The 21,221-nt window shown below is 61.8% G+C and carries 22 protein-coding genes and 2 tRNA genes; 15 read left to right on the top strand and 9 right to left on the bottom strand.

What is annotated here, in order from left to right:
• Positions 1–13: 13 nt before the first annotated feature.
• Positions 14–1,417 carry an NAD(P)H-hydrate dehydratase gene (locus BP846_RS05010; RefSeq protein ID WP_292393056.1) on the bottom strand — a complete coding sequence of 468 codons (1,404 nt, stop codon included), beginning with the start codon at positions 1,415–1,417 and terminating at the stop codon, positions 14–16.
• 531 nt (positions 1,418–1,948) lie between these two features.
• On the opposite strand from BP846_RS05010, the gene BP846_RS05005 reads away from it, so the two are divergent.
• The 4 genes from BP846_RS05005 to BP846_RS04990 are packed head-to-tail and all read left to right on the top strand — an operon-like array spanning position 1,949 to position 4,833.
• Positions 1,949–3,346: a single-stranded-DNA-specific exonuclease RecJ gene (locus BP846_RS05005; protein WP_292393055.1), complete on the top strand. Its 1,398-nt coding sequence runs from the start codon at positions 1,949–1,951 to the stop codon at positions 3,344–3,346.
• A complete protein-coding gene (locus tag BP846_RS05000) occupies positions 3,291–3,788 on the top strand; it encodes a PUA domain-containing protein (protein ID WP_292393053.1) in 498 nt (165 codons plus the stop codon). Before BP846_RS05005 ends, BP846_RS05000 begins: the two co-directional genes overlap by 56 nt.
• The gene (locus BP846_RS04995) at positions 3,770–4,111 is read left to right on the top strand and encodes a nascent polypeptide-associated complex protein (RefSeq protein ID WP_292393051.1); all 342 of its coding nucleotides are present in this window, start codon (positions 3,770–3,772) and stop codon (positions 4,109–4,111) included. The genes BP846_RS05000 and BP846_RS04995 overlap by 19 nt, the downstream gene beginning before the upstream one ends.
• On the top strand, positions 4,108–4,833 hold the full coding sequence (locus tag BP846_RS04990; protein WP_292393050.1) for a methyltransferase domain-containing protein: 726 nt from the start codon (positions 4,108–4,110) through the stop codon (positions 4,831–4,833). The genes BP846_RS04995 and BP846_RS04990 overlap by 4 nt, the downstream gene beginning before the upstream one ends.
• Positions 4,834–5,026: 193 nt before the next feature.
• Here BP846_RS04990 and BP846_RS04985 read toward each other — a convergent pair whose 3' ends face one another.
• On the bottom strand, positions 5,027–5,320 hold the full coding sequence (locus BP846_RS04985; protein ID WP_292393156.1) for a hypothetical protein: 294 nt from the start codon (positions 5,318–5,320) through the stop codon (positions 5,027–5,029).
• A 142-nt stretch (positions 5,321–5,462) separates the two neighbouring features.
• Positions 5,463–5,552: a helix-turn-helix domain-containing protein gene (locus tag BP846_RS13110; RefSeq protein WP_394339957.1), complete on the bottom strand. Its 90-nt coding sequence runs from the start codon at positions 5,550–5,552 to the stop codon at positions 5,463–5,465.
• Between the two features lie 533 nt (positions 5,553–6,085).
• On the opposite strand from BP846_RS13110, the gene pyrB reads away from it, so the two are divergent.
• Positions 6,086–6,982: an aspartate carbamoyltransferase gene (pyrB, locus tag BP846_RS04980; protein ID WP_292393048.1), complete on the top strand. Its 897-nt coding sequence runs from the start codon at positions 6,086–6,088 to the stop codon at positions 6,980–6,982.
• A complete protein-coding gene (gene pyrI, locus BP846_RS04975; RefSeq protein ID WP_292393046.1) occupies positions 6,979–7,446 on the top strand; it encodes an aspartate carbamoyltransferase regulatory subunit in 468 nt (155 codons plus the stop codon). The genes pyrB and pyrI overlap by 4 nt, the downstream gene beginning before the upstream one ends.
• Here the strand turns inward: pyrI and BP846_RS04970 are convergent.
• The gene (locus BP846_RS04970; protein WP_292393044.1) at positions 7,439–7,897 is read right to left on the bottom strand and encodes a phosphopantetheine adenylyltransferase; all 459 of its coding nucleotides are present in this window, start codon (positions 7,895–7,897) and stop codon (positions 7,439–7,441) included. The two genes, pyrI and BP846_RS04970, sit on opposite strands and share 8 nt — an antisense overlap.
• A 215-nt stretch (positions 7,898–8,112) precedes the next feature.
• On the opposite strand from BP846_RS04970, the gene BP846_RS04965 reads away from it, so the two are divergent.
• Genes BP846_RS04965 through BP846_RS04950 form a run of 4 tightly spaced genes read left to right on the top strand, consistent with a single transcriptional unit; the run spans position 8,113 to position 11,651 of the window.
• Positions 8,113–8,604 carry a gamma carbonic anhydrase family protein gene (locus BP846_RS04965; RefSeq protein ID WP_292393042.1) on the top strand — a complete coding sequence of 164 codons (492 nt, stop codon included), beginning with the start codon at positions 8,113–8,115 and terminating at the stop codon, positions 8,602–8,604.
• Positions 8,597–9,871 carry a CoB--CoM heterodisulfide reductase iron-sulfur subunit A family protein gene (locus BP846_RS04960; protein WP_292393040.1) on the top strand — a complete coding sequence of 425 codons (1,275 nt, stop codon included), beginning with the start codon at positions 8,597–8,599 and terminating at the stop codon, positions 9,869–9,871. Before BP846_RS04965 ends, BP846_RS04960 begins: the two co-directional genes overlap by 8 nt.
• Before the next feature lie 2 nt (positions 9,872–9,873).
• Positions 9,874–10,944 carry an S-methyl-5-thioribose-1-phosphate isomerase gene (gene mtnA, locus BP846_RS04955; RefSeq protein WP_292393038.1) on the top strand — a complete coding sequence of 357 codons (1,071 nt, stop codon included), beginning with the start codon at positions 9,874–9,876 and terminating at the stop codon, positions 10,942–10,944.
• A gap of 2 nt (positions 10,945–10,946) precedes the next feature.
• A complete protein-coding gene (locus BP846_RS04950; RefSeq protein ID WP_292393036.1) occupies positions 10,947–11,651 on the top strand; it encodes a DUF116 domain-containing protein in 705 nt (234 codons plus the stop codon).
• Here BP846_RS04950 and BP846_RS04945 read toward each other — a convergent pair.
• From BP846_RS04945 to BP846_RS04935, 3 genes are all read right to left on the bottom strand, one after another.
• The gene (locus tag BP846_RS04945; RefSeq protein ID WP_292393034.1) at positions 11,616–11,963 is read right to left on the bottom strand and encodes a polymer-forming cytoskeletal protein; all 348 of its coding nucleotides are present in this window, start codon (positions 11,961–11,963) and stop codon (positions 11,616–11,618) included. The two genes, BP846_RS04950 and BP846_RS04945, sit on opposite strands and share 36 nt — an antisense overlap.
• Positions 11,964–12,196: 233 nt before the next feature.
• Positions 12,197–13,036, bottom strand: a complete 840-nt coding sequence (locus BP846_RS04940) for a geranylgeranylglycerol-phosphate geranylgeranyltransferase (protein ID WP_292393033.1) — start codon at positions 13,034–13,036, stop codon at positions 12,197–12,199.
• Between the two features lie 74 nt (positions 13,037–13,110).
• A tRNA-Arg gene (locus tag BP846_RS04935) sits at positions 13,111–13,185 on the bottom strand.
• Positions 13,186–13,254: 69 nt separating this feature from the next.
• On the opposite strand from BP846_RS04935, the gene BP846_RS04930 reads away from it, so the two are divergent.
• Positions 13,255–14,370: a tRNA (guanine(10)-N(2))-dimethyltransferase gene (locus tag BP846_RS04930; RefSeq protein WP_292393031.1), complete on the top strand. Its 1,116-nt coding sequence runs from the start codon at positions 13,255–13,257 to the stop codon at positions 14,368–14,370.
• Here BP846_RS04930 and BP846_RS04925 read toward each other — a convergent pair.
• Positions 14,357–15,472 (bottom strand): OBG GTPase family GTP-binding protein, encoded by a 1,116-nt coding sequence (locus BP846_RS04925; protein WP_292393029.1) that lies wholly within the window; start codon positions 15,470–15,472, stop codon positions 14,357–14,359. The two genes, BP846_RS04930 and BP846_RS04925, sit on opposite strands and share 14 nt — an antisense overlap.
• A 189-nt stretch (positions 15,473–15,661) precedes the next feature.
• Here BP846_RS04925 and BP846_RS04920 point away from each other — a divergent pair.
• A tRNA-Glu gene (locus BP846_RS04920) sits at positions 15,662–15,736 on the top strand.
• 63 nt (positions 15,737–15,799) lie between these two features.
• A complete protein-coding gene (locus tag BP846_RS04915; RefSeq protein WP_292393027.1) occupies positions 15,800–17,023 on the top strand; it encodes a site-specific integrase in 1,224 nt (407 codons plus the stop codon).
• 12 nt (positions 17,024–17,035) lie between these two features.
• Here BP846_RS04915 and BP846_RS04910 read toward each other — a convergent pair whose 3' ends face one another.
• A complete protein-coding gene (locus BP846_RS04910; protein WP_292393025.1) occupies positions 17,036–18,145 on the bottom strand; it encodes a hypothetical protein in 1,110 nt (369 codons plus the stop codon).
• Positions 18,146–18,498: 353 nt separating this feature from the next.
• Between BP846_RS04910 and BP846_RS04905 the strand changes: the two genes are divergently transcribed.
• On the top strand, positions 18,499–18,744 hold the full coding sequence (locus BP846_RS04905; protein ID WP_292393023.1) for a hypothetical protein: 246 nt from the start codon (positions 18,499–18,501) through the stop codon (positions 18,742–18,744).
• 1,144 nt (positions 18,745–19,888) lie between these two features.
• A complete protein-coding gene (locus BP846_RS04900) occupies positions 19,889–20,440 on the top strand; it encodes a HEAT repeat domain-containing protein (RefSeq protein ID WP_292393021.1) in 552 nt (183 codons plus the stop codon).
• Positions 20,441–21,221: the final 781 nt, after the last annotated feature.

The following is a 21,221-nucleotide window of genomic DNA, read 5'->3' as shown; positions in this document are numbered from 1 at the left end:
GCGGGCCGGCAGGCTACTCCGGCGCTCTCCGCCGGAAGAGTTCTTCCGGGATGTAGTCGAGCATATCGGTGGCGAGCATACCGCACCCCCGCTCTTCTGCGGCCCGCATACCGGCATTCCCGCTCGCGTACGCCGCTACGCAGGCTGTCTCGAACGCCGGAAGGTGGCAGAAGAGCGCTCCGGCGACACCGGCGAGCAGGTCGCCCGTCCCCCCGACAGTCATGGCCGGGGTCCCGGTCCGGTTGAACCTGACCCGAGCCCCGTCGGAGATGACGTCGACCGGACCTTTGAGCAGAACGGTCCCCGTCGTTGCGGCAGCCTTCACGCACCGGCCGCGCGCTACGAGGTCCGCCGGGGGTTCGGTCCCGGTCATCCGGGCGAACTCGCCGGCGTGTGGGGTATAGATCGTCTCCTTTGCTACCGGCAGGGGGCTGGCGAGCGCATCGGCATCAAAGACCGCTCTCTCTGCCGCCTCCGCGATGGCGAGCACGACACCGTGGCTCGCCTTCCCAAGGCCCATGCCGCAGACGACCACGTCAGCCCGATCGACGAGGCGGAGGATCGTCTCCAGGTGATCTTTCGTGACCGCGTCTCCTTCCAGGCGCTCGTAGATCAGGTCGGGCATAGGGATGTAGGCGGGGGAGGCGATCCGCACGATGTCGGCCCCGGCGCGGAGTGCTCCCATGGCCGCGATGTAGGGCGCCCCCTGGTAGGGCCCGCCCCCGACCACCAGCACCTCTCCGCCGGCACCCTTGTGGGCCCCGGGCGCCCGGGCCGGGACGAGCGTGAGGTCGCCGGGGCCGGTGTAGACCTCCGCCTCGATCGGGATGCCGATATCGGCGACGTCTGCGCCCTCCGCCTTGGGCCGGTGGAACGATATGACCCGGCTCGCCCGGATGCCGGGAGTGGGTATATCGACGGCGACGACCGGCGCCGGGCTTGCGTTTGCCCGGGTAACAAGGGTCGCGAGCGGTTCCCGCACCGCGCCCGAGGCCCCGGTCCCGAGCATAGCGTCGATTATGATCTCTGTTTCCTCAAAAAGGCGGCGGAGAGGCTCGACGTCGGCCGCGCACCTGACCGGATGGAGGGCAACGGAGGAGTGCCGGAGAAGGGATGCTTGGGCTGCGGCCTCCGGGGTCATTGAGCCGCAGTACGGGTAGACGACATCGACCGCGTCGAGGTGCTGGAGGTACCGGGCTGCCACCATTCCGTCGCCGCCGTTGTTCCCCCTCCCGCAGAGGACGAGGACACGGGAGGGGTTATAGGCGAGGACGGCATCCGCGAGTGCCCGGCCGGCGCTCTCCATCATCAGAAGCGAGGAAAGACCGAACGCCGCTGCGTTCTCTTCGACCGCCCGCATCCGGCCGGCGCTGATCACGCCGGTCTCCAGAAACTCCCGCATTTCGTTTACTGTCATCTGTCCCCCTCCCGGAAGGTTGCCTGATGGGTGCTATGGCGTTTCTTTCTTAGATAGTTTTTGAAGGGGATTTGCGGGGAGTTAGCCAGCGTGTGGGCAGGATGTGTGCACGATCATCGACAGAGGTTGAATGGTCGAAGGTGGCAACCTTCTCTAACCAGAGAGGTAATGAGCGCAGGTTGCGTTAGATAGAATGGCTGGGACCGGCAAAAGCCCGGTACGGTGGACCGTGGAGACATCGCCATTGGGGGAAGGGGCTGACGCGGAGGGGGGAGCAACCCTCCTCCCCTGTCCCCACCCCCCCTGCGGGGCGATATTCACTTGAAATCTGTTTACAGGTACATGCGATAGAAGGGAATATGAGCGCCGAGGAGTGGAGACTATGCAATCCGTCACTCGAAGACTCAAACCACACATTCAAAGGTGCACACACACTCAAAGGTGCAGGATAGATGGAGGGGGATTCGACTACTCCCCGTTTCCCCTCACGCTCGCATGGTTTATTGATATCCGCGACGCACTACTATGGAGATGGGCCTCGAAAACGATCTGCGGAGAGCGGCAGATAGTATCTGCGAAGCGGAGTCGGTGACGATCATCTCCCACATCGACGCCGACGGCATCAGCACGGAGTCTATCCTTGCGCAGGCGCTCATCCGTGAGGGCATACCGGTCGACTCGGTCTTCGTCCGCCAGCTCGAGCCGATGGCGATGCGCCACATCCCGAAGGACGACTCCTTAAAACTCTTCACCGATCTCGGGGCCGGCCAGCAGAACCTTCTCGCGGAGCACGGTCTCTGTGCGGACGACGTCCTGATCCTCGACCACCACGTCAGCCAGCCCTGCCCCACAGCCTACCCCCAGGTGAACTGCCTGGACCACGGCGTTACCCGGATGAGCGCCGCAGGCATAGCATACCTGGTCGCAAAAGCGATCGATCCGGCGAGCACCGACCTCGCGAAGCTCGCCGTGGTCGGGAACGTCGGAGATATGATGGCCCGGGAGAACTGCGGGCTGGTCGGCCCGGCACGCGATATCGTCCAGGACGGCGTGGAGTATGGCAACATCATCGTGCAGAAGCCGGACCTGAACTGCTATGGGACGTCCACCCGCCCCGTCCACGTCTGCCTCGGCTACTGCGACGACCCTTACATCGACGGGATCTCGAACAGCACGAGCGGGGCGCTCAGGTTCCTTGAGAGGCTCGGCGTCGAGTTGAAGTCGTCCCGGGGAGGCTGGCTCGTCTGGGAAGAACTCCCGTTCGACGACAGACGCACGATCATCAGCGCCCTTGCCCAGCAACTCATCGCACACGGGAGGGAGACCGACCGCCTCCTCGCCGAGACCTACATCTTCCCCGACGAGCCGGAACGGACACCGCTCCGGAACGCCTCCGAGTACGCCACCCTGCTCAACGCCTGCGGCCGGTGGGCAAAGCCCAGGGTCGGGGGGAGCATCTGCCGCGGGGACCGCGGGGACGCCTACCGCGAGGCGGAGTACATGCTCGCTCACCACCGCTCGGTCATCCGGGACCTGCTCCAGTACATCCTTGATACCGGGGTGACCGAGCTCTCGCACCTCCAGTACGTCCACACCGGCGACCGGTTCCCCGACACTATCGTCGGGATCGGGGCGGGCATGGCGCTCTCCAAACTGAACTGGAGAAAACCGATCATGGTGCTCGCCGCGATGGTGGACGAACCGGAGGTAACCAAGGTCTCGATGCGGACCAACGAGTGGGCGCTCGCCCGGGGAGTCGACCTGCAGGAGGCGCTCGTCGAGGCGTCGGCAGAGGTGGGCGGCGCAGGCGGCGGACATCGGATTGCGGCCGGTGCGTTTATTCCCCACGATAGAGAAGAGGAGTTTGTTGATAGTGTCAACCGAATACTCAAAAGACAGTTTGCTTCAGCGGATCCGGGTCATAGCTGACTTCCAGTTCGGCGCCGGGGCAGGAGTTGCGGTATTCCCCGATGAATGCACCTTCCAGTTCTCCACGACAGGGCGCATCCGCCAGGTGCGGCTCGGAAAAGAGAGGCTTGCCACTGTCAGAGCACAGGATGGCCGCCTGACCCTCGGGGTCGCCGGAGCGGCGCGTCTCGCGGCCGTCCTTGCTCCCCCGGCCTACCGGGTGGCGGTACAGGAGGACGTAGCAGCGTTCATTGCGGATGGGAAGAATGCGATGGCAAAGCATGTCGTCGCCGCCGATGACGGCATCCGTGCAGGGGACGAGGTGCTGGTGGTGACCGGGGACGACGTGCTCCTTGCCACCGGCGCAGCCCTGCTCTCCGGCCGGGAGATGCTGGCATTTAATTACGGTGTAGCGGTAAAAGTACGACAGGGGAGAGGATCCGAATGTTTCCAGGCAAAGTAAACCCAAAAAAGATGAAACAGATGATGAAGCAGATGGGCATGGAGATGGAGGAGATCGAGGGCGTGGAGAAGGTAGTTATCTACACGCCCGCGGGCAACTACGTCTTTGACGAGGCCCAGGTCGTCGCAACCACCATGCAGGGGGTCACCACCTACCAGCTCACCGGAGAGGCCCGGTTTGAAGGGGCGGCCCCGGAGATCCCCGACGAAGACGTTGCCCTCGTCGTATCCCAGACCGGCGTTGCCGGGGAGGTTGCAAGGGCGACCCTCATCGAGACTCGCGGCGACATCGCCGAAGCGATCCTGAGACTCGCACAACAATGATCGAGACCGGTGAGTACCTCCTGCTCGTCGGTGAGGACCGCGAGTATTTCGTGAAGGCAGAAGAGGGACAGTTCTCCACCGACCGGGGAATGATCGACCGTGGAGCGCTCGCAGGTATGAACCCCGGGGACGAGATCAGGACCCACCTCGACGTCCCGTTTACGGTCCTGCGCCCCCGGCCGACCGACTTCTTTGTCCACGCAAAGAGGAGCGGGGCACCCATGCTCCCGAAGGATATCGGGATCGTGATCGCCTACACGGGGATGAACCGCGAGGACGTTGTCCTCGACGCCGGTACCGGGAGCGGCGTTGCCGCAATCTACTTCGGGAATATCGCCCGCGAGGTGAAGACCTACGAGGTGCGCCCGGAGTTCGCCCGGCTCGCGGAGCGGAACATCAGGAACGCCCGCCTTGAGAACGTCGAGGTGATCGCGGCCGATATACTGGAGGCAACCGGTATCTTCGACGTCGTCCACCTGGACCTGATGATAACCCCGGCACACGTGGAGCACGCCTTCTCGCTCCTCCGGCCCGGCGGCTACCTGGCATGCTACACACCGTTCCTCGAGCATACGTTCGTCGCGCTCGATGCCGCAACGCCGCTCTTCCGCGACGTCCACTGCTACGAGTGCATGGAGCGGGAACTGACACGCTCCGCCCGGGGAACCCGCCCGTCGACCCGGGTCGCCCACAGCGGCTACGTCACGATTGCACGAAAGTGAACTGCCCCGCCCTTTCTGGGCGGGGCTTCCTATTTTTCCTTCTTGGTCCACCGGAACCCGCATCGGGACACCGCACCCAGAGATCACCCATCACCGGGGCTGATTCGGGAGAATGTGATTGGGACCGGGTGTGGACAGAGTGAAAGCGGGTGAAAAATAAAATTCGTTCTTTTTCCAACCTGGAGAACCTGCTTCACTTGATAAGAATTTCAGCAGATACTTTAATGGGATTTACGGGGGATATTCGTCCATTATTATTGGTAAGCATTATGCCCGAGAAGAATTCAGTAATGGACTTGAAATCGTCTGATTCAAGTAAAAAGTAGAATGTATGCTCAGTCGGACAGGAATACGCTCCGTGAACCTTTACGCCGAGTTTCTTCGCTGAATCCTCCATTCCATCAATCCAGAGCTTGGTTTCAGGACTAAATTCCTTCCTTGCAAGACAGAGTTCAGGCGAATGTACGAGAGTAGCCACAAACATCATGATCTTCACCACAGCCCAGAACAGTATCATCCTTTATAATACCATTGCACATGATGGGATTCGTTCTTCGGCGAAGACCCCTTGAGGTAATTCGTGAACAGACGAGAAAGGTGGTCGATCGACTGCTGCAGGGACCGGGCGCTCACCCTCCCCCAACCCTGGCGATCAGAATCTTCTGTCCCTCGGTCGGGTACAGCCGGTAACAGTGACTCGCAGCATACGATACAGTCATGTTAACCCGCCTCCGGCATGAGGGTACGCCGCGGGGGGTGAACGTGAGCCTGACGAAAGGGCGCCGCTCTCACCTCCCCCGTGCGGAGGGAGTCCTCCTTATCATGCCGCCGACGAGCCCCGCCAGATAGAGGGGGTCACTCCCGCAGCGGGCGTTCCCACCCGGTGTACCCGCAGTAGATGCAGCAATCACCGTCGCAGTGATGGCACTTCTGCGAGGGTTGCGGCACCATCACGGTGCCCTTTTTATTGCAGTACAGACATCCAAGCCCCCCGCAGTGGCAACAAACCTCCGGGGCATACTCTTCCTTCGGTTCGGACACGATATCTCCTCCCAAAGTAGTATGAGGCGGGCGAACCAGACAAAGGTTCCCATGAGGGTCGACCGGGGGTCCGGAAAAAAAGTATTAGTGGGTGCGGGGCGAACCAGTATTCAGGAGAGAAGAGGGGTTTTATCCGTACCACGGCGGGAGGAGGGTGATTCGGGAGCCGCTCCCGCCAGCAGAACTAAAAACCCCGGAAGGTAGCCACACGATGTACCATATTATCTCTATCCGCGATTTTGAAAGGAGCGATCTCGATTACCTGCTGGACCGGGCACGGGAGTTTGACACCGGAGGGTACCGGCCCCGGATGCTTGAGGATAAACTTGCAGCCCTCCTCTTCTTTGAACCAAGCACCCGGACACGGATGTCGTTTGCGACGGCCATGGCGCGGCTCGGCGGAAGGTGGATCAGCGTCGATTCGGTCGAGGCAAGTTCCATTGTCAAGGGAGAGACGCTCGCAGACACCATCAGGGTGTTGAGCGGTTATGCGGACGCCATCGTGCTCCGCCACCCAAAGGAGGGGGCCGCGCGGCTGGCAAGCGAGTTCGCCACGGTGCCGGTCATCAACGCCGGCGACGGCGCGGGGCAGCACCCGAGCCAGACGCTGCTCGACCTCTACACCATCAGGCAGTCGATGCCGATCGACGGAATCAGCGTCGGGCTCCTCGGGGACCTGCGCTATGGGAGGACCGCACACTCGCTGGCGCTTGCACTCTCCCTCTACGGCGTCACGCTCCACACGATCGCGCCAGGAGGGCTCGAGATGCCGGCGAATATCACCCTCGAACTCCGGGAGCGCGGCACGGAGGTGATCGAGCATGCGGATGTCGAGGAAGTGATCCGGGATCTCGACGTCCTCTATGTCACGAGGATCCAGCGCGAACGGTTCCCGGACTCGGCGTCCTACTACAACGTCGCGTCCAGTTACCGGATCACGCCCGATCTTCTTACCGGCGTCAAGGAACACATGATGATCCTCCACCCCCTCCCACGCGCCGGGGAGATCGACCCGGCGGTGGACCGCACGCCGCATGCACGCTACTTTGAGCAGGCAAGGAACGGTGTGCCCGTCAGGATGGCGCTCCTCCACGAGGTGATGAAATGAGCAGAAAAGACCCGTCAGGGGGGCTGCTCGTCAGCCCTATCAGGAACGGCACCGTCATCGACCACATCACGGCAGGTGAGGCGCTCAACGTTCTGCGGATACTCGGCATCACCGGGTCGACCCGGGAGTGCCTGAGCATTGCGACAAACGTCGAGAGTAAGAGGCTCGGGAAGAAGGATATTGTCAAGATAGAGAACCGGGAACTCTGCAAAGAGGAGGTTGATCGGATCGCCCTGATTGCACCGCAGGCTAAGATCAACATCATCCGGGACTACCAGGTGGTGGAGAAGAAGGGTGTGAAGATCCCGAAGGTCCTCAAAGGCGTTGTCAGGTGCCCGAACCCCGGCTGCATCACGAACACGAGCGAGCCGGTGGAGAGCACCTTCGAGGTGCTCGAAAAAGGGCTGCACTGCCTCTACTGCGACTGGCTGATCAAGGATGATATAGCAAACTACATCATCTGATCAGGCGTCCGTGCCGGTCGATCTCTCCCCGGCAGATCCGTGTGCTCGATATCCGCCGGCCGTCTTCGGCAAGGACACATGATATCTCGTGGAGATCCACTCTTCTTCTTCCCCGCTTCCGCCGGAGTTCGTTGATCTCTACGGCGACCGGGAAGGTCTCCTCGGAGACGACGAGTATGTCGAAGTCCGTGTCAAGAGCACTGCCGTAGCGGTCGGAGAGCGGCTCGACCTTCCAGGCTGCAGTGTAGCCGCGTTCCCTGATGAAAGACGCGACGTTTGCGAGCCGCTCCTGGTACGGGCGGACGGGGTGCACCTTTGCTCCGGCAAACTCATCGGTCGTCAGCCCGATGATCACTTCACCGTCAGGCCCTGCCAGTTCAAAGGAACGGGAGAGGAGTTTCCTGTGCCCGGCATGGAGGGGATCGAACGTCCCCCCGACCATGACTCTCATCAGGAGGGGTTTGCTGTGGGGGGTTTTATGGGTAGTGATCGGCCCGGGATGCCGCGGGCATCCCGGTCTGGGCGCCCGCGCACCCGGTGCCCGGCTCCGGAGCGATCTCCCCTTCCCCCCGGGGCCCCACCGGCCCGCTGACCGGGAGCATATAGCCCCTCCCCTGCCATCAAGGGAGAGCATTTTGTATCGCCGTGACTAATAGTAGACATACTATGGAGAGCGGATCAGTTGTGGGGGACCGCGTCTTTACTGCGGAGAACGCAACAGTCATCGGAGACGTGACGCTCGCCGACGATGTGAGCATATGGTTCGGCGCCGTTGTCCGGGCCGACAGGGATACAATCACGGTGGGAGCGGGCTCAAACATCCAGGACAACGCCGTCGTCCACACCACGCCCGGGTTCCCGGTCAGTATCGGGTCGGAGGTCTCGGTCGGCCACGGCGCCATACTGCACGGCTGCACCATCCGTGATCGGGTGCTCGTCGGGATGGGCGCCGTCGTCCTGAACGGCGCGGTGGTGGGGGAAGGCTCCATCATCGGCGCCGGCGCCGTGGTCACCGAAGGGAAGGAGATCCCGCCGCACTCGCTGGTCCTCGGCGTGCCCGGTAAAGTGGTCAGGGAGACGACACCCGAGCAGCAGGAGGGCATCGCCCACAACGCGCGCGAATACGTCAAACTCGCAGGCAGGTACCGCCATGGCTGACGTCGCGGTCATCGGCGCCGGGGTTGCCGGCATCCAGGCAGCGCTCGACCTCGCCGACCACAACATCCACGTGCACCTCATCGAGCGCGAACCGACCATCGGCGGGCATATGGCCCAACTCGACAAGACGTTCCCGACCAACGACTGCTCGATGTGCATCCTCTCGCCGAAGATGGTGGAGGTGGCCCGGCACCCAAACGTCACGATCCACACCTGCTCAGAGGTCGAGTCGGTCGAGGGAGAGGTGGGGAACTTCCGGATCCGGATCAGGAAGCATCCCCGGTATATCATCGAGAGCGAGTGCAACGGGTGTGGGGACTGCACAGGGATCTGCCCGGTGGAGGTCTACAACCAGTTCGATGCCGGCATCGGGGTCCGGAAGGCGATCTATAAACCCCATGCCCAGGCAGTCCCGGATATCGTCATCAAGGACAAAGAGCACTGCATCGAGTGCGGCCTCTGCTACGACGTCTGCGGCAAGGAGGCGATCCTCGCCGAAGATGAGGAGCGAGTGATCGATATCCCGGCAGCAAGCATCATTGTCGCGACCGGCTACCGGACGTTTGATGCCCGAAACAAGGCGCACTTCCGCTACCTCACCATCCCCGACGTGATCACGAGCCTTGAGTTTGAGCGGATGATCAACGCAAGCGGCCCGACGGGCGGTAACCTGAAGCGCCTCTCGAACGGCAAACAGCCCCGGAGCATAGCGTTCGTACAGTGCGTCGGCTCCCGGGACATCGCCGCCGGCCGCCCTTACTGCTCGGGGGTCTGCTGCATGTATGCGATGAAGAACGCCATGCTCATCCGCGAGAAGAATCCCGGTATCGAGGTCACTATATTCTATAACGACGTCCGGGCATACGGCAAGGGTTACGAGGAGTATTACGAGCGGGCGAGGAGTCTTGGGGTCAGGTTCGTCCGCGGGTTCCCGGGCGAGGTGCTTGAGGAGAACGACCACCTGATGATGATCGCGGAGAACACCGAGACACGCGAGGTGGAGACGTTTCACCCGGACCTGGTGGTGCTCTCCGTTGGGCTTGAACCTGCCGGAGGAGCGGAGGCGATCGGCCGGATGCTCGGCATCCCGCAAGATGAGACCGGGTTCTTCAGCGTTGCCGACCAGAAGACCGGTCCCGTTCTCACGGTGAAGCCCGGGATCTACGTGGCGGGGACTGCCACCGCGCCGAGGGATATACCGGACTCGGTCGCCATGGGCGGGGCGGCGGCGATGCGGGCGTATCTCGACGCAGTCAGGGTGGGATGAGCATGCCGGAGAGAGAAGAACTCTGCACCATCGCCTGGGAGAGAGAGACCGGGAGCATCGTCTACATCGACCAGACCCTCCTCCCCGGCAGGTGCGAGCAGATGCGGTGCACCACCGTCGAGGACCTCGCCCGGGCGATCAGGAGGCTTGAGGTCCGGGGGGCACCGGCGCTCGGCATCGCCGGTGCGATGGGCGTGGCGCTCGCGGCCGTCCGGAGCACCGAGGCGGATCTCGGCCGGTTCCTCGCAGATGTCGGGCGGGCCGCGGACCTGCTCAGGAGCACTCGCCCGACCGCGGTGAACCTCGCCTGGGGGATCGACCGCGTGGCAAGGAAGGTTGCAATGGCCGCATCGGTCGTGGAGGCGAAGGCGCTCGCGGTCGCGGAAGCAAACGCCGTCGCCGAAGAGGACGAACTGACCTGCCGGAGGCTCGGTGCGTTCGGCGAAGAACTCTTCCCGACCGCGTGCACGGCGCTCACCCACTGCAACGCGGGAGCGCTCGCCTGCCGGTGCTGGGGAACGGCGCTCGGGGTCATTCGGTCGGCGGTTGCGGCCGGAAAGGACGTACGGGTGATCGCCTGCGAGACCCGGCCGCTGAACCAGGGGTCCCGGCTCACCTGCTGGGAACTCGCCCGGGACGGTATCGACGTGACCCTCATCCCCGACTCTTCGGCCGCATACCTTATGCGGAAGGGAGCGATCGACCTCGTCATCGTCGGCGCGGACCGGATAACAAAGGACGCGGTCTTCAACAAGATCGGGACCTACATGCACGCCGTTGCCGCCCGCCACCATGGGATACCGTTCTATGTCGCGGCACCCCTCTCCACGTTCGACCTTGCCCGGACGGAGTCGGAGATCACTGTCGAGGAGCGGGACCGGGCCGAACTCGCGTACTGCGGCGACCGGCAGCTCGCGCCCGACAGCGTGAACGTGCTCAACTACGCCTTCGACGCCACCCCCCTCGACCTCGTCGATGCGATCATCACCGAGATCGGGGTGCTCCGGCCGCCGTATAGCGAATCGTTCCGGCTGGTCGGGAATCCGGCTCATCGCCGGGGGCAGGGGGCCTGACCGTGACGTTCTTCGACTCCGGGATCTGGGTCGGGCTGATGACCCTCATCGGCGAGGTTACGTTCTTCCTCATCCTCGGTATGCTGCTTGCGGCGGTAGCCCTCGCAATCATCGCCACCGCCTCGATCACGAGAGGAAAGTTTTACCTCCCGCGGATCCTGATACCCGGTATGGTCCTCCTGGAGGGGCTGGTGAAAGCATTCTGCAAACTCCTCGGGCTGGATGACAAGGATCTCATAACGTTCTTCATAACGCTCAGGAACACCATGAACTCAAAGGCCTTCGCCGAGACACCGGTGGAGCAGCGAGCGGTCTTCCTGCCCCAGTGCCTGCGGTCGGCGCAGTGTCCGGCACACCTGACGCCGGAAGGCCTGAAATGCCGGAAATGCGGCCGCTGTTCGGTCGGTGAGAATGCAGCGTGGCTGGAGGGTATCGGGTATCGCGTCTTCATCGTCCCGGGCTCGACGTTCATAAAGCGGATGGTCAAAAAGTATCGCCCGCGGGCGATCATCGGCGTCGGCTGCCTCATGGAGGTGAAGGACGGGATCGATATGGGTGACCGGATAGGGCTTACTGCTCTCGGTGTTGTGAACTTAAAAGACGGGTGCGTGGAGACGATCGCGGACTGGACCGCGGTGAGGGATGCCGCCCTGCTCGGCATCGAGCTGCCATCAGATCCCGTAGACTTTCACGGCCCTGCCGAATAACCGCTCACTGGTGACCTTTCCATAGACGAAGATCGTCTCGGCGCTGTTCACATCACCGACCCTGACGCCCGGCCGGAGGGTGATGTTCCCTCCCGCCCGGATGGAGTGGAGGCACGCGTTATCGCAGACGGTGGCGGTCTCCAGGACATGAAGCGGCCCTTTGATCCTGACATCGTGGCCGATGACGATGCTCTCCGCCTCGACGTAACCGCCGACCGTTGAGTGTGGCCCGAGTTCAAGGCAGCCGCCAACTATTATGTTGCCCCAGATGTGCGTCTCCGCAGGGGTGATGAAGTTCCCATCTATCTTCACGTTTCCGTCAAAAAAGGAACCTTTCGGTGCTATGTATGTGTCCCCGTGCCGGTAAATTTTCATGAAGATCTCCCGGGATAACAGCTCGGCCCGTAACCAGATAAAATTATCAGTGGCATTTTTCAATGCCGCGAGGCGGTGTTGGTCATTTGCCCCGGCCGATGAGGACACAGGGGCGAATCTGGATCTGCCACGGGGGTCTCGATAGGACACTTCAGCAGGCGGAGTTTCGGTTATATTACCGCGGCAACCGCAAACACTGCGAGGGCGGCGAACATTCCCGTCCGCAGGATCGACGTCGCACCGGACCCCCGGACACAGTCCGATGTCGTGCACCAGAGGCCCCGGGAGGCCCCGAAGAGGATGACGATATCCACGACGGCTATGGCGGTCAGGTAGAAGGGACCCCACCAGTCGCCGACGGGGAGTATGCTTGCGAGCACGGCACCGCAGGCACAGGCGAACGCCAGCATTCCTGCCCGCCGGATACCGATGATCATCGGGAGGGTGCGTGCCCCCCCTGCCGCATCCCCGTCCACATCCTCTGCGTCTTTCAAGACCTCCCTCGCGACGGTGGCAAGGAACGTAATCGCCGCAAGCGATATGTTCTGGACGAGTCCTCCGATGCCCGCAAACGCCCCGCCGAAGAGGAATACGCTGGCAGCCAGGTAAGCGACAGCCACGTTGCCCAGGCCAGGGATCCGTTTCAGCCAGATGGCGTAGGCGACCAGAATAACCGAGTTGATGAGGGCGATTGCAAGGCAGAGCGCCGTCGTCAGGGTCGCAAAGGCAATCCCGCCGGCAAAGAGCGCCACTGTGTACATCTTTGCACCGGAGAGGCTGATCTCTCCTGACGGTATGGGCCGGTCCGGCCGGTTGATCCGGTCGATCTCGACGTCATAGATGTCGTTTATTACGTTCCCGCCGGCGGTGATGAGCACGACGACCACGGCAAGCAGGAGCGACGGCGGCGTGAGGGTTCCTGTGGCGATGAGGTACCCGAGGAGCGCCGTAAGGCCGGCAACGACGGCGTTATGCGGGCGGGTAATCCTGACGAAGGCGGAGGCGCTCATTCTTGAAGAGGTAGGTTGAAGCGGTGAAGATAAATAACCAGAGGGTCAGCCGAAAGGCGGCATTTGAAAAACAACGGGCTTGGGGGGATTCGAACCCCCGACATTCAGCTTAGGAGGCTGACGCCATGTCCGGGCTAGGCCACAAGCCCATACATCGGAGTAAGAGTATTACTCATGAGAAGGTATAAGGGTATCGAGCATCCACCTTTTCCAGAAGCATGGACGTTGTTGAGGTTACTGAAGGAAAGACCCGGTTTTTTGTGCCGAGGCAGGATCCTCACCTCCAGTTCCCGCCGGGAAGCGGCCCGGTCTTTTACAACTCGCGCATGGAGTTGAACCGGGACGCTACCGTCCTCCTGCTCTCCGTCCTGCGGCCGGGGAGTTACCTTGACGCTATGGGAGCATCCGGTGTCCGGGGACTCCGGGTGGCACATGAAGTCGGCATACCGGTGACGATCAACGACCGTAGCGCAACGGCGGTCAACCTGATCCGGCAGAACGTGGAGGCGCTGGGCCTCACCGCCGAGATCACCAGGGAGGACGCGAACGCTCTTATGAGCAGCAGAAAGTTCGATGCCGTCGACCTCGACCCATTCGGGACACCGGCACCGTTCGTCGATTCTGCGGCCCGGAGCGCCGGGCCCTACCTCTTCGTCACCGCCACCGACACCGCGCCCCTCTGTGGAGCGCACCTGAAAGCCGGTATGCGCCGCTACTTCTCCCGTCCCCGAAACACCGAATACCACGCCGAGGTCGGCCTCCGGACGCTTCTAGGATTTGTTGTGCGCGAGGTGATCAAGTATGACCGGGGCGTCGAACCCCTCTTCTGTTACGCGCACGAGCACTTTCACCGCCTGCACCTCAGACTCCGGGACGGGGCGGCGGCGGCCGACCGGACGCTTGCGCGGCTCGGCTACGTGATGCAGTGCCCGCACTGCTTTTACCGCTCAGAGCAGGCGGGGATGCTCCCTGAACCGGAGGAGTGCGCACTCTGCGGCGCGGACCTCGTGCCGGTCGGCCCCCTCTGGACAGGGGGCATCAACGACGACCGCACACTTCTGGAGATGCAGGAGGCGCTCACCGCGGTCACGGCCGGGACGGGCTCACGGATCGCGCGGCTGCTTGAGACCTGTCGCCTGGAACTGGAGACATCGAGTCACTACGACTACCACGTCATCGCAAAATCGCTGCGGGTCTCCCCCGGCGGCATCGGGACCGTCATCGAGCGCCTCTCGGCCCTCGGATACCGGGCAAGCCGCGCGCACTACTCCGGAACGGCCATAAAGACCGATGCTCCTCTCCCGGTCCTTGAAAAAGTGATCAGCGGCGGGTGACGATGGAGAGGACGTCCCCGTCCGCGAGCGTGTGGGTTATTCCGACACGCTGTGCGTCATGCTTGGCTGATTCGCCCCAGACTTTTGCGTACCGGAACTTATCCGCGAATTCCCGGTGAAGGCGGTTGCAGACATCCTCGACCGTGGCGGGGCTCCGGATGATCAGCGGCTCGTCCATATCCGCAGGTCCGCCGAGGGGCTTTAAATAGACCCGCATGAACTCCAGGTTATCGAATATGGCGTCTTTGAGGTCTTCAACATGGTACCCGCTGTGCGCCGATATCATGATGGGCGGCTCGCCGAACCGCCCGGTCAACTCACCCTCGATCTCTGCCCTTGTATTCTCGCTCACCAGATCGACCTTGTTGACCGCGATGAACGCAGGAACGTAGACACGGTTGCCGATCATGGCGTCGATGAGGTCGTCCTGAGTTGCTCCGCCGCGGAGCAGGACATCGGCGTTGACGATCTTGCTCTCTGCGAGGATTGAGCGGACATCCTCGATATCAAGGTCGGTGGCGCCGACGGTGTTCAGCCGGATACCACCGTTTGCGGCCTTTTTTATGGTGATATCGGGTTTTCGTCGGTTGATCCGGATACCGGCGTCGTGGAGCTCGCGGAGGAGAACATCCGCATGCCTCTCGTTGAAGACATCGAGCAGGATGAGGATCAGGTCGGCGCTCCGCACGACGGCGATCACCTCTTTTCCGCGCCCTTTGCCCATGGCAGCACCGGCGATCAGGCCGGGGATATCCAGAATCTGGATCTTTGCACCCCGGTGCTCCATCGAGCCCGGGATCACGGAGACGGTCGTGAAGGCATAGGCCGCCGTCTCACTCAGGTTAGTGCCGGTGAGCTGGTTGAGCAGCGTGCTTTTTCCAACGGACGGGAAGCCGACCAGAACAACAGTGGCGTCTCCCGACTTCTTTACGGAGTACCCTTCACCCCCTCCGGAGGAGGCCATGGCCCGGGTTACTGCGTCGTCACGGATCTTCGCGAGTTTCGCCTTGAGGCGGCCGATATGCTTGGAGGTCGCCTTGTTGTACGGGGTGTTTTTGAGCTCGTCCTCAAGTTCCCGTATCTGCTCTTCGACACTGCTCATTGCTGCCGGTACACGTATGCTGGGAAGCTACTTATTGGTGTCTGTGATGGAAATCGTGGAGCGGAGAGGAGATCCGAACCCGGATCAGGCTCCAATTAGCCGGTTCCCAGCAGGAGCGGAGAGAGGACGGCCTGGAATAGGTTTAAGTAAAATGAGCTCTAATAATTTAGAGCACAATGGTGTGCATGCGCTGCTATAGTGTAGACCGGCCAATCATGTAGGACTCTCACTCCTACGACAGGGGTTCGAATCCCCTTAGCAGCATCCTTTCCTGAGGTCAAAAGCCCTGCCGTCACGCTTATAAGTACGCGGCAAAAAGACTGTTTTATGCCAGTAAAATCACGATCAAAAGCACCGACTGTCCACGATCGCGCATTCCACAACATTAAGCCCGAATACGCCGAGAACTCCCTACGCCGGGGAGTGGAGCAGGGCACCCTCACGGCGCAAGATGCCGACCTGATCCGGGACTTTATCACCGAGATCCGGGCATCGAAAGGCATCGGCACCTCGCGGGCGAACAAGATCACCTACACTCTGGTCAGCCTGCGGCAGTTCATCGGCCCCTATGCCGAGAACTCGATCTACGATCTCTACCGCGGGATCGAGGCCCTACGGAACCACCGGGTCGACGGCCACCCCTACCGGCAGAACACGATGCGGGATTTTCTGAATTTCCTGAAGCGGTTCTACCTCTGGCTGATCGAGAACGACCTCTCCCGGGTGCCCCGCGACAAGGTTAAGCAGATTAAAGTCCCCCGCACCGACAAGATGACCAAGACCGCCGAGCAGCTCCTCACCGAGGATCACGTCCTGGCGATGATCGGAGTGTGCCAGTCGTCCCGTGACCGGGCAATAGTCTCGCTGCTCTACGAGGGCGGGTTCCGGGTCAAGGAGGTGGGAGAGCTCACCTGGGAGCAGGTCCTCTTCGACAACTACGGGGTGGTGGTCAACGTCGACGTCAAGACTGAGAAACCCCGCTACGTCCGGCTGATCGCCACCGCCTCCTATCTGGCCACCTGGCGGAACGACTACCCCTTCGAGCCGGCCGGCGAGGCGCTGGTCTTCCTCTCCCAGCAGCGGCGCCCGCTGCGCTACGCCGGGGTGGCGGCGCAACTCCGGAAGATCGCTCACCGGGCTGGGGTGCCGAAGCACGTCACCCCGCACCTCTTCCGCCACTCCCGGATCACCGAGATGGTCCGGAGCAACTACAACGAGTCGATCATCAAGCAGGTGATGTGGGGCGATGTCAACACGACGATGCTCGACACCTACATGCACCTGACCAACCGGGACATCGACACCGAGATCCTGACCCGGATGGGGATCCGGCGGGAGGAGGAGCGGCAGACCGGGTCGATGACCGCCCACCAGTGCGCAAACTGCATGACGATCAACGCCCCCACGCACCAGTTCTGCATGCAGTGCGGCCAGCCGCTCTCCGACGAGGTCCGGATCGGCCTGGAGGGCGTCCGCCGCGAGATCGAGCAGACCCCTGAGTTCAAGGCGGTCTGGAGCATGATCGAGCAGCGGCTGGGCGAGGCGCGGTGAGCGCCTGCTCGCTCACGGTTTCTCTTTTTGGTCGGCGGCAGCGGCATTCTCCCGCTCGATCTCGTCAAACACCGCATCGTACTCCCGCTCGACGATCGCCAGGATATCCTTGTAGGTGATGACGACACCGTCGGGGGCATCGATCCGGAAATCCTCGAATGCAATCTCGCATTCACCCCGGACGGTCGCGAGACCGAGGTCGGCGGCGATCGCATTGTAGGTCTCATCCAGCTCCTCTCGCAGCTCGGGCAGGGGCTGTTTCGTGCGCAGAAACACCCGTCGGAACTCCTCGTACGTGTCGAGATTCTCGGCCAGGGCCTCGGGGAAGGCGCCCTCGTTCTCATCGCAGGCGTCCCGGACGGCGAGGATCGCGTCGATGACCGCGACGGACGTCCGGTACCCCCGCGCCGTCTGCCGGTAGCAGGCGGCTTTCCTCGCCATTGTCGTGAGAAAGACGTAGGACTCCAGGTCGAGGGGAGTCTCGATCTGATCGGCGAACATGCAGAAGGTGAAGAGGTCGTAGATCAGGTGCGGCCGTGGCTGATGTGCCTCCTCGACGTCGAATCGTTCTGAGAACCAGAGCGCCGAGGGAACCGGGAACTCGATCCGGGCTGTCCAGTCGAGAATATCGTCGTCTCTGACCGGGTTGTGGAGGCAGTAGTCGAAGAACCGGCGGGAGACCCGGAGCATCTCCCTCGCGTCCTCCCGGCAGTCCCCGAGGTCGAAATCGATCCCCTGATCGAGTATCATGTCCCGCACCCAGCCGCTCTCCCGGAACGCGTCGGCGTAGTTCTGATACTCTCTACGGGCAGCGAGGTCGCGGATGACGCCGATATCGCGTCGGATCCAGTAGTAGCCCACCCGCCGGGTCTCCGACTGCAGCCGCTCCTCGACCTCCAGATATCCCTCCCCCTCCAGTTGATCCATCTGGCGCCGGACGTTGTCGCGGCCACCGTCCGGGAGGGCGCCAAACCCACAGAGGGCGGCGATCTCGAGGGTGGTGAGCTCCGGGTTGGCGAGCAGGTGGCGGATGATTTCGATTTCCCTGGCCGCATGGCGGCGCGCTCGGGAAGCATTCTGTACTGCAATCCTATTATTCGTGAGGCTGGTTTCGCCGGGCATCGATCTTCTCCTGCCGTCCGGGAGGGCACCCCCACCTGGACGGTGGAGGGGCTCCCGTGTCAGGAGAGGGATCTGATCGTCCGGATTGATAAAGACTCTGGATTCGTTCGTCCAGGATCCTGCCCCGTTCTGGATAAAACTGCCTAAGAATCGTCCAAAATCGAATTTATCTGAGGAAAATGTGACGTTTCATGGATGAGTATGAGTATCCAGATCATCACTCGAGAGCAGCTGGAACATCTGCCAGATCTGCACAGAAAAGTCGCTGAAACGCTTATCAGAACCGGTAAATGGCGGTTGGTGGAGATCGATCCGGCCAACCTCGCGAAGATCGCTCCCGGGGGTGGCTGCTGATGCGGACTGCCTTCCGGGGCGGGGGTGCCTACAAGGTGGAGTTCCTCCGCGACCTGATCGCCCGATTCGGCACCCTCCCCTTCACCTTCAGGGAGGCGAGGGCGATCCCCGGGTTTACGGTCGGCACCTTCCGGAAGCTCTATTCCGACGGCTGGCTGGAGCAGAAGCGAGGCAAGCGTTCCTCGTTCTGGCGAGTCCGGGAGACCGCCATCGCCCAGTATGGGCCGGCGGCTCCCCTGCCGTGATCCCGGCGAGAGAGGAGCCCGCCTCCGCAGGGGGGATCGAGAGGGGGCGAGCTGAAGCCAACGTCCCGGTGACGGGGCGATCGTCTGCTCCGGTGCAGGCATTCATATCCGCGATCTCCCTGAGATCGCCCCAGTTCCCCACAGCCTCGCAAATGCCGTCACGACGCCGGCCGTCGGTTCTCGGTCGGCTCCAGGCCGGGAATGTTTTGATTAGTGGGTATTAATCTAAAGGTAACGTTATCGGGAATGTTTCGATTAATAGGTATTAATCGAAGGGTAACGTTATCGGTAACGTTATCGGTAACGTTACCGCTGCCGTGCGCACAGCACGAGTGAGCAGCTGATGCAACCCGGATAACGTTACCAGCAGTGCCGCACCAGACGCGAAAGCGGCCCGGAGAAGGACTCTCTTGTTCAGGCTACGGCAGGGTGTACCTGATCCGGAGTGGTGTATCCCGGAGAGACGACGTTACCCTTTTAGCCCGCCAAAAGAGCGTCTCGGCCTGCAGATGTCCCCGCTGGCGGCTGCAATGCTCGAACGACGGACATTCCGTGTGCCGGAGTGAGAACCGGTATGCGCACCCGGGTCATGTCGGCATCGCCCTCTGTGCCTGCCAGCGTGAAAAATCTGAATATACATGCTGAAAAATCTGAATGGAACCCTGAATATACATGCTGAAAAACCTGAATGGAACCCTGAATCATACCCCCCCAAAAGATCCGAAAAAAGGTATGCCATATGCTGAATATTTTAAGGTGTTCGGCAGGCACATAACAGGGTGAATACTCACTTGAATAGGTACAGGTGAATAGGTACAGTGAATACTCCGGCAGAAAACCTGAATCCGAAACCGGATCCTACCGCCGGGAAGAGATCCACAACGGGTCTGCCATATGCTGAATCGTATGCGAAGATGCGTGATCAGGTTGAATGGATCGTGCGAAATCTTCACCTGAGTACAAGCACCCAGCCTCCCCCCGGGAGCCTGCCATCAGCAAGGGTTTCTTCAGGTCAATGAGGCAGTATTGATATACCCCCGGGCTGAGAAGAGTCTAGGCACCCATCCGATTGATCTCCGGCGGCCGAGCCCGAACGCACCGCCGGATCAGGCGATCGATCGTGGCCGTGCAAGGACGTGCGTCGATGTACCCGAGCAGCAGTATTCTGAGCCGCCACCGGTTCTCCCTCGAAAACCTCCACGACCCCGATCCGGAGGTGCGGTATGCCGAGGCGAAAGCACGGTTCGGCAAGATCCAAAACCGGCCGGAGGTGATCGCGGCGCTCACCGACGCCCTGGCCACCGAGAGCAGCGCCCGCGTGCGGGTGCAGCTGGCGATGACCCTGGGCTCGTCCCGCAGTGAGCAGGCGGTAGCGCCGCTCGTCGGCCTGCTGCAGAGCGGCGATCCGGACGATCGCATCAGAGTGCTCTACGGGCTCAAATTTACTCGGCAGCCCGCGGCACTGACATGCATCCTGCAGGCGCTGCAGGATCCCGACCCCGCTGTGCGGTCTGCCGCAGTCTCCCGGCTCGGCGGGTGGTGCATCACGGAACGCCATCCGGTTATCGAAGAGGCAATCACAGCGCTTCTGGAGACCGAACCGGATGAGGGCGTGCGGTGCGTTGCCCGGCGTGCACTGCATCGGATGCAGCAGCCGAGGGCGCCGGAGGGCACGTGTCTCAGCGACTATCTCTAGAGTGCTCCAATACCGGGGCGGGGAGGAGGCCTCTCCGTTTTCGAGGGCGGGAGCAGCCGGGCGAGCTTCTTTGCTCCCAGTGGTCGCTGCAGAACATCGCCCTGGTTCTTCCCGGCGTACGGGATCTCGGACGCCCCCACTCGCTCGGCACGGCCTCGCAGCGTGACGGCTGCTCCAGCCCGCCGCTCGCATCACCGGCTCAGGGCCGGGCATGCTCGCGGCTGTTCCGGTTAAGCAATCCATATATACCTGCACTCCCAGCCGCATCCACCGGAAGAACCACCCTCACAGACGCCTATAGGCGCTCAAAGATGGCCGATCTCGAGGCGAGGCGTAGATTCCACCTCCTCAAAATTACTGTCCCCCATACGGCTATTATATCTCGATGTTTCCTCTGTATTTCAGGAACCCGGGCGCTATGCTCCGGGTTATAATTCCGCCGAGATCCACCCTCTGAAACTGGCCTCAAAACTGGGCAATAACCAAAAATAGCCATTTTCCAGTGCGGAGAGAGGGCGCTCCCTCTCACCTGAGCTCCGGGATGCCATCTGCCCTGGTCTCGACCGTTGGCGGATAGCATTGTCCTGGTAGCTTGTGATCCAGACCGCATCGCGGAAGAACGTGACGTAGTAGATCTCGCTGGACGGTCGTGGCACTTGAGCTGGCACGAGCAGGTGTCGTATGTGGTGCTTTTGGAGAGATAGTTCCGATGTTTCACCTCCTGACCCTCGTAGAGATCCAGATGGTTTCACTAACGAGCTGATTGACATCGAATCTTAAT

The organism is Methanoculleus sp. UBA303, from assembly GCA_002501655.1.
Lineage (GTDB): Archaea > Halobacteriota > Methanomicrobia > Methanomicrobiales > Methanoculleaceae > Methanoculleus.
The sequence above is the reverse complement of the archived record's forward strand: the minus strand, read 5'-3'. Positions and strand labels throughout refer to the sequence as shown.